The organism is Nostoc sp., from assembly GCF_036917615.1.
Lineage (GTDB): Bacteria > Cyanobacteriota > Cyanobacteriia > Cyanobacteriales > Nostocaceae > Nostoc.
Map to the genome: position 1 here is coordinate 1 of NZ_JBALCZ010000088.1, position 11955 is coordinate 11955.

The following is an 11955-nucleotide window of genomic DNA, read 5'->3' on the forward strand; positions in this document are numbered from 1 at the left end:
GGCAAGACCATCGCTTCTGCAAGTTTAGACAAAACCGTCATACTCTGGGATGCGGCTACAGGTAAATCAATCACCACCCTCAAGGGGCATAGCGATAGGGTCTATAGCGTCGCATTTAGCCCCGATGGCAAGACCATCGCTTCTGCAAGTGCTGACAAAACCGTCATACTCTGGAAAGTGTACCTAAATAATAATCTAAATGATTTAATCGTCTACAGTTGCAATAGGCTACGTGTTTATTTACAATCAAATCCCAATGTGAGCGATCGCGATCGCACTCTCTGCGATGGCATTCCTACCAAAAGCAATTAACTTTGCAGCCAGAAATCAATTACTGCGATCGCGCTTTCGGGAAACTTTCGGGGCGATCATAATTTGTAATTCGTAATTAAGAAAGTCAGATAGGGTCTGGGTTTTGCGGTTTGAATGTGTTGCAGAATTTTAGAGAATTGGGGTAAAACCCAATGGTCAAGGATGCACTTGGCGTAACCTACCGGGAGATTTTCTCGGCAAACTGTGTACACCTATTTTCGCAATTGGCGAGAAGATGGAACATGGGTGAGTATTCATGTCAACTAAGAGCCTGGGTAAGAGTGGACAACGAGGGAACCGCCAGCCCAACAAAAGCGATAATCGATAGTCAAGGGTTATGCGAAGTGCCCAAAACGAACAAATACCGTTAGAGATATTATGGCTAATTTGTACAGTGCCTAAGTCCTAAATCTGTCTGTAAAGCGATCGGCCCCATCCGCCAAAATCATGAATTTTAATTTCTAACAAAGAAATTATCCAGTAATCAACTTGCTGGATTAAAGCATTGTAGTAGCTGAGTTGTGTAGACTCTTAATCTATTGGTTGCGGGTTCAAATCCCTCGTCACCCACTTTTTAATTAAGTATTTTGTGCATTAACTAATTCTTTGTTACTGTTAACAGATTAATATCCTCTTTGAGAAATTATTGTCACTTTGAGCCTAAATTATTTATTAATTCTTCTAAAGCAGAATGTTTTATATCTTCAGGTAGATAATTAAAGACTTTTTGTAAAAGTTCTGGGGATGTATTTTTAGCGAACCAGTCATCACTAGGGTTTTCTGTGATTTTTAACAAATACTTTAAACGTTTTTCTATACCCTCTCTGTCTGGTGGTTCTAGTTGTCCAATTCGGTTTAACCAATTTCCTGCTGAGTCTTTAAAGCAATTAGCATCAACAGTACATATCTGATGCACTAAGGCAAAGGATTTCTGAACAAGACCATTTTTACTTGTACTGTTAATTGGATATACTGTTGGTAAACCTTTATATGTTTCTTTTGAAGTTAATGGAATAAGCGTAAAAGTTTGTATATAGTTACAGTCATCTTGAAATTGGTCATTTGTCCAAATAATGTGAGGATGCTCTCCCCTAAAAACGCGACTAGAATTAATTTGCAGCGTGCAGGAGATAGCCTTACATTCTAGCTCACCCGGTTCATTTAGGTCATAAATATGATTATGACCTGACCTGCAACAAAGAGATACTTTATGGGGATTTATTAAATAGATACAACCTTGTCGAGGTCTATATCCAGCCACTTTATAACCCTAATTCACTTATTAATTTTTCTCTTTCCGTTTGTAAGTTAAGCCGAACTTTTTCATCTGGTTTATGGATATCTTTAACTTCAAGCATCGGAGCAGTACTGTATACATAAGCTAGTAACTGATTCAGTTTATCTGAACCAGCCCACTCTCTTTTAATATTATCAAGCACTAGCTTGAGACTCACAGGCAGTTCCAGATCATCTGAACTAACCGCTTCAGCACCAAGTTTGATGAGCGTTGTATTAGAGTGAGATTCTTGAATAATCTCTTTTCCATTCATTTTATTTAAAGCAACATCAATGTCCTCATGCCAAGGTCCATAGTTATAATAATACCAGTCTAGTTCAGTAAGCTGCTTTCCCGTCCATTTAACAGAGTAAAGGTCAGCCAAGTACAAAAACTTAATTAATTGTGTTTTTGTGATATACCCTTTTGTCTCGTAGACAAAATACTTTATGAGCTTGTCCAGCATAGCTCTTTGTTCTTGTGATTGTTGATAAGTTGTTGGTTAAGCATTGATATACATAATGAATATTCGTGCTAAGTACTGTTTATTACTGTACCAGATAAACATTTTACAAATAATCAATAATACAACCTTGTTAGCTCAAATCTTAGTTCATATGTACTATAAGTTTTAGTACATATTCAACAAGCTTGTTAAAACTTTACAATTGACTAGGATGTAAGCCGTTGGGACAATTCCTTTCATAGGCATACTCCTGAGCGACACGAGACATAAATTTAGTGCCTCACTTTTAGCTTGGCGCCAAAGTTTCCCTTCCCATATCTGGCTATCCAAAGAAGCGCTATATTAACCAATTAGTGCGTGTTTACATGAGTTGCATCATGGTAGCTTAAATTCATCTTTGCAGAAATTATTTCAGAATTTATTTAAAAAAGAATATGGAAATCAAAAAAATTTGCGTGATTGGGGCTGGAATCAGTGGTCTGGTAACAGCTAAAACTTTTGTCGAAGAAGGCTACGACGTTACTGTATTCGAGAAACAAAAAGGACTTGGTGGTGTTTGGGAAAAATCTCGAAGTTACCCAGGATTAACAACCCAGAATACAGGCGACACATATAGTTTTTCTGACTATCCCATGCCTGCATCATACCCAGAGTGGCCCACAGCAGAGGATATGCGGAATTACCTAGATTTATACGCCCAGAATTTTGGGGTTTTTGAGAAGATTCGCTTCCAAACGGAAGTGACCAATGTTTCCCGAAAAACTGGGGAACGACCAGGATGGGTAGTTACCATCACAGTCAAGGAAGGTAATCGGGCTGAGACAAAAGAGGAAAAGCACGAATTTGACTTTGTGCTAGTGTGCAATGGGATATTTAGCATCCCTGAGCTACCTTCGTTACCAGGTAGGGAGGAGTTTGTAGTATCTGGAGGACGGGTACTGCATTCTACCGAGTTTAACGATGCCTCAATCATTGAGGGTAAGAGGGTAGTAGTAGTGGGTTTTGGCAAATCTGCCTGCGACATTGCAACTTTGGCGGCGAACACAGCCAAAGAATCCACCCTCGTCTTCCGTCAGCCCCTATGGAAGATTCCGAGATTTTTCCTGGGTTTAGTAAACCTGAAGTATATTTTATTAACCCGCTTTGCAGAAGCTTGGTTCCCCTACCGTCAGATGGGACGACTTGAAAGAGTGCTGCATACTCTGGGTAAGCCACTTGTGTGGGCTTTCTGGCGCACTAACGAGATGCTGCTACGCCTGCAATTTGGGCTTGATAGTTGCGGAATGTTGCCCGAACATTCGATGAATCAGGCTAACTGTCAAATTACCATAGCTCCTCCAGATTTCTTCAAGTACGTACACTCTGGTAAAATTCAGGCAATTAAAACGAGTATCGCCAAGTTTATCCCTGATGGCGTAGAATTAACTAATGGTCAGCAGTTGCAGACAGATATAGTAATTTTTGGTACAGGATTTCGCCAAGAGCTTCCCTTTCTCGAAGAAAAATATCGCCGACAGATAATTGATGAAGATGGTAATTTTAGCCTTTACCGTTATTTGATTCACCCTAATATTCCACAAATGGGTTTTGTTGGCTATAACACCAGCTTCTACAGTCAGTTAACATCAGAAGTTGCTGCTTGGTGGCTGCTAGAGTATGTCAAAGGCAACTTGTTATTGCCTTCGCCGTCAGTAATGTATCAAGAAATGGCAGCAGATATGGATTGGATGAAAACTCAATACCATAGTGTTGTAGCGAGAGGGACATGCATCTTTTCGTTTACCTTGCGTTACACTGAGCAACTTATGGAAGATATGGGTGCAAATAATCAGCTTGGTGTTTGGAAGGAAATTTCACAGATTATGATGCCTGTGGATTCATCCCTCTACAATAAACTTCGACAGGAATTAAAGTCGCAAAGACTGAAAAATATCAATGATTCTCCTAACCAATTAACCGAATCATTGTGAGTTTAAAACAGGCGGCTAAACTAACTCCACTGAGGAAGCACCGAAACGATAACCTTTGCCGTAGACTGTGTGAATCAGCGCAGTTTCTCTACCTATCTCAATCTTACGGCGCAGCAAACGAATTAATGCCGCGATCGCATTACTATTAGGTTGTTCTTCTTGCCACAAATTTTGCATAATCTGGGCATGAGTCATTAATTGTCCAGTATGTTCCATAAAATATTGCAGCAGCTGGCTTTCTTTTTGCGATAGCTCAATTATTCGTCCTTGGCGATAGGCTACTTGATTTTCACAATCGAGTTCTAAATCAGCGACAGTTAGGCGTCCAGTAGTGGTTTCATAGGTTTGGGAACCGGAACGACGCAATAAAGCACGGACTCTGGCTAATAACTCCCGCAGTTCAAAAGGTTTAACCAAATAGTCGTCAGCACCAGCATCTAAACCTTGTACACGGTCATCTAGAGTATCCTTGGCTGTGAGAAACAGCACGGGAGTGGTTTTGCCTTGGCGTCGCAATTGCTGACAAATCTCTAACCCCGTTTTTCCTGGCAGCATCCAATCTAAAATTAGTAGGTCATAACTGCCTACTTGTGCATGTTCGCTGCCACTTGTGCCATCGTAAGCGGCATCCACAGTGTAACCCTCGCGAGTTAATAAGCGACTCAAGGGTTCAGTTAGTTCAACTTCATCATCAACTAATAAAATTATCATGCTGCTTGTGGTAAGCATATAGAGATATTCTCAATATTATTCAACTGCTAAGACGCCAAGGATACTAAGAAAAAGAATGCTGACTGTTGCATTGCCAAAAGGGGAACTACTTAAAAATAGCATCCGTCTGCTACAATCTGTCGGGTTAGACTTTAGTGCTTTTTTAGATTCAGGAAATCGCCAACTTCAAATTCCTGACACGAAGGGACAAGCGAAAGCTTTGCTGGTACGGGCGCAGGATGTACCCGTTTATGTGGAATATGGTCAAGCACAACTGGGTATTGTTGGTTACGATGTGCTGCGGGAGAAGCAGCCGCAAGTTGCCCACTTGGTGGATTTGCAGTTTGGGCATTGTCGGATGTCGGTGGCGGTAAAAGCATCTAGTTCTTACCAATCGCCTTTAGATTTATCACCGCATGGTAGAGTTGCTTCCAAGTATGTAAATTGCGCTCGTGAATATTTCCACAATCTGGATTTACCCGTGGAAATAGTGCCGTTGTATGGTTCAGTGGAATTAGGGCCGATTACTGGGATGTCAGAGGCGATCGTGGATTTGGTTTCCACAGGGCGGACTTTGCGCGAAAATGGTTTGATTGAAATTGCTACTCTGTATGAAAGCACGGCACGGTTGATTGCCCATCCTTTGAGTTACCGTCTGAACACGGGTAATCTAAGTGATGTGATTGCCAAGCTGCGGTCAGCCGTTTTGGTTGGGGTTTAACAGTAGCCCTTTTAAGGTGAGCATATGTACTATCAAGGTTTTTACGACATTTTAGGCATCGGCTGGAATTGAACAAAGAATTTATCCATTAAACTCCTCTCTTTTTGGACTGTAAATTAAGCGATGCCTACGGCGGACTACGCCTACGACTGAGCAAAAATACCAAAATTGGGTTAAAATATCATTTATTTGATAGTACAAACGTTCACCTTGAAAGGGCTAGTCCTAATATAGTTTTTGTGAATTGGTATCAGATCAAAGCTTAAAGCCAATTTGTTTGCAAGTTCCTAAAGCTTGCCGATACAAGTTTAAGGATCTGGGATTTTGATTATAGTTAGCGTAGATTGCCCCAATGTTTTTCAAGGTTATGCATTCACTCCGAACGGAGCCGATTTGTTGGAGAATTACTAAAGCTTGCCCAAAAAACTCTAAAGCTTTTTTGTATTGACGCTGGTTATAGTAAACAGACCCAATGCCTCTAAGTGTTGCACCTTCCCCCTGTTTGTCGCCGATTTGTTTGGTAATCACTAAGGCTTGCTAGTATAACTCTAGGGCTTTGGGGTACTGACCGATATCGTTATAAACTTCCCCAATGTTATTAAAGGTCTTTGCTTGGTGGGAGCGATGCTCTTTTGGAGCCGCTTCGCTAACGCCAATTTCTCGATAAATAACTAAAACCCGTTGAAATGTCTCTAATGCTTCTGTTAACTGACCTTGATTATACTGTTGTTCGCCTACTTAGTACAGACGCAATGCCTCGTCTGTGCGTTTTTGGTCTGTTTGCGTCTGTGCCGATGCACTTAATATTCCTGAATTGGTTACAAAGAATGGTAAGGTCAAAGTTAGAGAAACTAACACACTCGCACTTAGCAAGCTCTGGCGATGAAGTCTGTTTTGCAACCAAGTGCGGAAAAAATAATCCATAGAAATACTCCTTGCTCATTTAAAGCAGAGATGTTTGGCTTTAGTTTTATATCACTCTTTTTCTCACAAAATTACGCAGATGTTGAACCTCAACAATAATGTGAATGTAGTATTTTAAACAGACTTTCCTGAAAAGCCAGAGGCGGGGAAAGGAGTAACAATTATTAAAAAAGGTTAAGCTATTCTTGAGATAGCCACGCTGCTAACTGAATATTATATTTAGACTTATTAATAAAAGTTAATGAAAGCTGGACACATTGATACAGAAGCGGCGAGGCTAGAAGCGCTCCGCCAGTATCAAATTCTTGACACCGAACCCGAAGAAGCCTACGACAATCTGGCTCAATTAGCGGCATCTATTTGTAGCACTCCCATATCCTTGGTAAATTTCATTGATGAAAACCGTCAATGGTTTAAGGCAAAAGTCGGTTTAGATGTATCAGAAATGCCTCGGAGTGTTGGGTTATCTTACCTTTGCCAAGAGCGGCGTAATGTTGTGGTGGTTCCTGATACCCTAGCTAATGAAAAATTGGCAACTAATCTGGTAGTAACTGGCTATCCCTATGTGCGATTTTATGCAGGTGTACCCCTAATTACCCCGAAGGGAGATATGCTAGGAACCCTGTGTGTAATTGACCGAGTTCCACGGCAATTGAGCCAAAAACAAGTGGAGGCGCTAGTAGCTCTGAGTCGCCTGGTAATCGACCAACTAGAACTCAGGCGTCATGTAGCTGAAGTATCTCAAATTACCGAGAAACTATTGGCGCACGAGCAAGCAGCCCACGCCCAATCTGAAGCCGCCAGAACCCGCATCACTAATCTGCTCGAAAGCATCACTGATGGTTTTTTTGCCCTGGATAAAAAGTGGCGATTCACCTACATGAATGGTCAAGCAGAACGGCTCTTGCAAAAAACCCAGTATGAGCTTTTGGGTAAAAACATCTGGGAGGTGTTTCCAGAAATCATCGGCACAACATACCATCGTCAGTATCACAGAGCAATCTTAGAACAGGTGAGTGTGGAATTTGAGGAGTTTTATCCGCCACAGAAGTGCTGGCTTCAAGTCCACGCCTATCCTGCAAAAGACGGCTTGTCTGTTTATTTCCAAGACATTACTGAACGGCGGAAAACAGCAGAAGCACTACGAGAGAGTGAAGAACGCTGGCAATTAGCATTACATGGTAATAATGATGGTATTTGGGACTGGAACCTGAAGACTAATGAAGTGTTTTTCTCAACTCAGTGGAAGGAAATGCTCGGCTATGAAGACCACGAAGTTTCCCATGATTGGGATGAATGGACAAAACGAATCCATCCCGATGAGCGAGATCGGGTACTTCAAGCTTTCCAATACCACTTTACCAAGAAAACACCGTTTTACGTTTGTGAATATCGAGTCCAATGCCAAGACGGCAGCTATAAGTGGATTCTAGATCGAGGACAGGCACTTTGGGACGCATTGGGTGATATAGTGCGGATGGTGGGGTCCTATACTGATATCACAGATCGCAAGCGGGTAGAAGAGGAATTAAAGCAGCAGAATCTGCGATCGCAACTATTTGCCGAAATCACTCTGAAAATTCGAGAATCTTTACAAATAGATGAAATTCTCCAAACCACGGTTACTGAGGTACAAAAACTACTACAAGCTGACCGAGTTTTTATTTTTCAACTGGAGACTGATGGTTCGGGAACAGTGGTGCAAGAGGCGGTGTTGCCTGGTTGGCCGGTAATTCTAGGAAAAAATCTGCTCGATACTTGCTTTAAAGAAGAATACCTAGAAAAATATCGCCAGGGAAGAGTGAGTGCAATTGAAGACATTGAATCTGTTGATATTCACCCGTGCCATCGAGAATTTCTTAGGCAGTTTGCCGTCAGAGCTAACCTGGTAGTACCGATTCTCGTCAGACAAGGTATTTGGGGCTTGTTAGTGGCTCATCAGTGTAGTGCACCTCGACAGTGGAATAACTTTGAGACGGAGTTGTTACAGCAACTAGGTAACCAAATTGGGATTGCTTTATCTCAAGCGCAACTATTAGAAAAAGAAACCCAGCAAAGTCAGGAACTTGCCCGTTCCAATGCAGAATTGGAACAGTTTGCCTATGTGGCTTCCCATGACTTGCAAGAGCCGTTGCGGATGGTAACCAGTTATTTACAACTACTGGAGCAAAGATACAAAAATAGACTGGATGCGAATGCCGATCAGTTTATCACCTACGCAGTAGATGGGGCCCGCCGGATGCAGACGCTAATTAACGATCTGTTGAACTATTCCCGCGTCAGCAGCCGGGGACAGCCCTTTATGTTAGTTGATTGTAATATTGTCTTAGAGGGGGCGATCGCTAATCTTCAACTGGCGATCGCGGATAGTAAAGCAGTTGTCACTAATGATCCTCTACCTGAAGTGATCGCTGATGCTACCCAACTGACACAAGTATTTCAAAACCTGATCGCCAACGCGATCAAATTTTGCCTTAATCAGCAGCCACGAATTCACATCGGAGTAGGGAAGCCAGATGCAAATCTAGATGGGGAAAGTTTAAATCTTATCCCGTCGGCAGATGAATGGTTGTTCTGGGTGCGTGATAATGCAATTGGTTTGGAATCCCAGTATGCAGAACGTATATTTATAATTTTTCAGCGCTTGCATGGTAGAAGCAAGTATCCAGGTACTGGAATTGGTCTAGCAATTTGTAAGAAAATTATAGAACGCCACGGCGGCCGAATCTGGGTTGAGTCGAAACTAGGTCAAGGCTCGACTTTCTACTTCACAATTCCAGATAGAGATATTAAGCTATCATGACCACCATCACAGCGATTATGCCTATTCAGGTTTTGTTAGTAGAAGACAATCCTGGCGATGCCCAACTCACACGCATCGCCCTGGAAGAGAGCAAAATCTCGATTCACTTGAACGTGGTCGAAGATGGTGTAGAGGCAATGGCATTCTTGCGAAAACAGGAAAAATATGTCAAAGCAGCCCATCCAGATATTGTACTGCTCGATTTGAACCTCCCTAAAAAAGATGGTCGGGAGGTATTAGCAGAAATTAAAGGAGATGAAAACCTCAAAAGAATTCCTGTAGTCGTCCTCACCACTTCCCAAGCTGAAGAAGACATTCTCAAAGCTTATAATTTATATGCTAACTGTTACATAACTAAGCCAGTAGATTTCGATCAATTCGTTAAAATTGTCCAATCAATAGAAAATTTTTGGTTTGCGATCGTAAAACTGCCACCGGAGTAATGAAAATGGCAGGTAAAAATATTAAAGTTTTGTTAGTAGAAGATAACCCTGGTGATGTCTTTTTATTACAGGAGTTATTAAAGGAAGTTACCACAGTTGTAGTTGATTTGATGCCCGTTGTGCGGCTTTCGGAAGCACTCAACTACCTAGCAAAGGAGATTTTTGATGTAATTCTGTTAGACCTCTCGCTGCCAGATGGCCAGGGACTGGAAACCTTTGTGATCACTCACAATCATGCAAAAGCCACTCCGATAATTGTACTGACGGGTATAGACGATGAAACCCTGGCAATTAGGGCAATGCAGGAAGGAGCGCAGGATTATTTGGTGAAAGGGCAAGTAACTGGCGATTTGCTGGTGCGCTCAATGCGTTATGCGATCGAGCGTCAACGGGCAGACAATGCACTGCGACAGAGTGAGGAACGATTTCGGGTTGCCCTGAAAAACTCTCCAATCTTTGTTTACAACCAAGATAGGGAGTTACGTTACACCTGGGTTTACAATCCCTCCTATGGATTGACGGTTGAGGAAATGTTGGGCAAACAAGACTTGGATATCATCCCAGTTGAAGATGCTCAACGTCTGATCACCATTAAACGTGGGGTGTTAACCACTGGCATCGGAACGCGAGAGGAAGTATCAATAACAATCAAAGATACAACTCGATATTATGACTTAACAGTCGAGCCATTGCGGAATGAGTCCCAAGAAGTTGTCGGGGTGACTTGCGCCAGTATCGATATTAGCGAACGGCAAGCTGCATTGCGCGAACAGCAAGCTGCGCTACGCGAACGCAAATTGGCTGAAGAAAAAATCCGCGAACAAGCAGCATTACTAGATGTCACTACAGATGCCATTTGTGTGCGAGATTTAAACAATCAAATTATCTTCTGGAACAAAGGCGCAGAAACACTTTTCGGCTGGGAAGCTACAGAGGCTTGGGGTAAAAATGCTAGTGAGCTTTTGTATGACGAACCTTCACCGGAAATCGAAGCGGCTCTGTTGCAAGTTATTAGTAAAGGTAAGTGGCAAGGCGAGTTAACTAAACTTACTAAAACTGACAAAGAAATCCTCGTTGCTAGTCGCTGGAGTCTAGTGTGCGATGAACAAGGGAAACCTAAATCAATTCTCACCGTTGACACAGATATAACCGAGAAAAAACTCCTAGAAGCCCAATTGTTTCGCGCTCAACGCCTGGAAAGTATTGGCACTCTAGCTAGTGGCATTGCTCACGACCTCAACAATATCCTGACACCGATTTTGACAGGAGCGCAACTGTTAACACTCAAATTTCCTAATGTGGATGAACGGACTCGCCATCTACTGGAGATTTTGGAAATCAACGCTAGACGCGGCGCTGATTTAGTCAAACAAGTGCTGTCCTTTGCGCGGGGTGTGGAAGGGAAGCGGATCACTTTGCAACTCAAGCATTTGATTGTGGAACTTGCCAAGATTCTTAAAGAGACATTTCCTAAATCTATAGAAGTTATCACTGATGTACCGCAAGATTTGTGGATGGTTTCAGGAGATAGCACCCAACTGCATCAAGTGCTGATGAACCTCTGCGTTAACGCCCGCGATGCTATGGCCAATGGCGGTAGTTTGAGTATCACTGCCGAGAATGTATTGATTGACGAAAATTATGCCCGCATAAACCTGGAAGCCAAAGAGGGACCATACACAGTGATTACTGTCTTTGATACTGGAGTTGGGATTCCTAGAGAGATATTAGATAGAATTTTCGAGCCATTCTTTACCACAAAAGATGTAGGACAAGGCACAGGGTTAGGACTTTCCACTGTACTTGGGATCATTAAAAGTCACAAAGGTTTTGTAAAAGTGTATAGCGAACCGGGAAGTGGCACTAGCTTTAAGGTTTATTTACCAGCAGTAGAGGGAATGGAAACACTCAGCCCCGAAGATTTGCCACCACAGACAGGACATGGAGAATTGATTTTGGTTGTGGATGATGAAGTTGCCATTCAAGAGATTACCAGAACATCACTGGAAGCTCACAACTACAAAACCATAATTGCCAGTGATGGCATTGAGGCGATTGCGATATACGCTCAAAATAGGGACAAAATTAGTGCCGTACTAATGGATATTATGCTGCCCTCGCTGGATGGTTTAACTGCCATCCGTACCCTGCAAAAAATTAACCCCAAAGTCAGAATTATTGCCAGCAGTGGACTTATGTCTGACAAGAAACTAAATGCAGTAGCCGCTATTGGTGTGAATACGTTTTTGTCAAAGCCCTATACTGTCAACGAATTATTGCTTTCTTTACAGAAAGTACTATCGTGAGTCAAGTCATTACCTAAGTAACC

Annotated in this window: 11 protein-coding genes and 2 pseudogenes; 7 read left to right on the forward strand and 6 right to left on the reverse strand. The window is 42.2% G+C overall.

The features are described from left to right. The coding region (locus V7K85_RS32510; RefSeq protein ID WP_334820243.1) for a WD40 repeat domain-containing protein at positions 1–312 on the forward strand (312 nt) is incomplete at its 5' end. A gap of 157 nt (positions 313–469) precedes the next feature. Beyond that, positions 470–674: pseudogene (locus V7K85_RS32515) on the forward strand (transposase); the annotation flags it as partial. Between the two features lie 287 nt (positions 675–961). Here the strand turns inward: V7K85_RS32515 and V7K85_RS32520 are convergent. After that, positions 962–1573: a type II toxin-antitoxin system PemK/MazF family toxin gene (locus V7K85_RS32520; protein ID WP_334820244.1), complete on the reverse strand. Its 612-nt coding sequence runs from the start codon at positions 1571–1573 to the stop codon at positions 962–964. A 1-nt stretch (position 1574) separates the two neighbouring features. Continuing rightward, positions 1575–2054, reverse strand: a complete 480-nt coding sequence (locus tag V7K85_RS32525) for a type II toxin-antitoxin system antitoxin SocA domain-containing protein (protein WP_334820246.1) — start codon at positions 2052–2054, stop codon at positions 1575–1577. A 434-nt stretch (positions 2055–2488) separates the two neighbouring features. On the opposite strand from V7K85_RS32525, the gene V7K85_RS32530 reads away from it, so the two are divergent. Further along, positions 2489–4024, forward strand: a complete 1536-nt coding sequence (locus V7K85_RS32530; RefSeq protein ID WP_334820248.1) for a flavin-containing monooxygenase — start codon at positions 2489–2491, stop codon at positions 4022–4024. Between the two features lie 15 nt (positions 4025–4039). Here V7K85_RS32530 and rppA read toward each other — a convergent pair whose 3' ends face one another. Next, a complete protein-coding gene (gene rppA, locus V7K85_RS32535) occupies positions 4040–4735 on the reverse strand; it encodes a two-component system response regulator RppA (RefSeq protein ID WP_334820329.1) in 696 nt (231 codons plus the stop codon). Between the two features lie 76 nt (positions 4736–4811). Here rppA and hisG point away from each other — a divergent pair, with 76 nt between their 5' ends. Then, positions 4812–5456 carry an ATP phosphoribosyltransferase gene (gene hisG, locus V7K85_RS32540; protein WP_334820250.1) on the forward strand — a complete coding sequence of 215 codons (645 nt, stop codon included), beginning with the start codon at positions 4812–4814 and terminating at the stop codon, positions 5454–5456. 255 nt (positions 5457–5711) lie between these two features. Here hisG and V7K85_RS32545 read toward each other — a convergent pair whose 3' ends face one another. The 3 genes and pseudogenes from V7K85_RS32545 to V7K85_RS32550 all read right to left on the reverse strand — a co-directional run bounded on the left by V7K85_RS32545 (position 5712) and on the right by V7K85_RS32550 (position 6380). Then, positions 5712–5984 carry a tetratricopeptide repeat protein gene (locus tag V7K85_RS32545; RefSeq protein ID WP_334820252.1) on the reverse strand — a complete coding sequence of 91 codons (273 nt, stop codon included), beginning with the start codon at positions 5982–5984 and terminating at the stop codon, positions 5712–5714. 9 nt (positions 5985–5993) lie between these two features. Continuing rightward, positions 5994–6179, reverse strand: a pseudogene (locus V7K85_RS36745) (tetratricopeptide repeat protein); the annotation flags it as partial. A 15-nt stretch (positions 6180–6194) separates the two neighbouring features. Further along, on the reverse strand, positions 6195–6380 hold the full coding sequence (locus V7K85_RS32550) for a hypothetical protein (protein WP_334820254.1): 186 nt from the start codon (positions 6378–6380) through the stop codon (positions 6195–6197). 241 nt (positions 6381–6621) lie between these two features. On the opposite strand from V7K85_RS32550, the gene V7K85_RS32555 reads away from it, so the two are divergent. The 3 genes from V7K85_RS32555 to V7K85_RS32565 are packed head-to-tail and all read left to right on the forward strand — an operon-like array spanning position 6622 to position 11932. Further along, a complete protein-coding gene (locus V7K85_RS32555) occupies positions 6622–9183 on the forward strand; it encodes a GAF domain-containing protein (RefSeq protein ID WP_334820256.1) in 2562 nt (853 codons plus the stop codon). Beyond that, positions 9180–9626, forward strand: a complete 447-nt coding sequence (locus tag V7K85_RS32560; protein WP_334820258.1) for a response regulator — start codon at positions 9180–9182, stop codon at positions 9624–9626. Before V7K85_RS32555 ends, V7K85_RS32560 begins: the two co-directional genes overlap by 4 nt. Positions 9627–9631: 5 nt before the next feature. Continuing rightward, on the forward strand, positions 9632–11932 hold the full coding sequence (locus V7K85_RS32565) for a hybrid sensor histidine kinase/response regulator (RefSeq protein WP_334820260.1): 2301 nt from the start codon (positions 9632–9634) through the stop codon (positions 11930–11932). Positions 11933–11955: the final 23 nt, after the last annotated feature.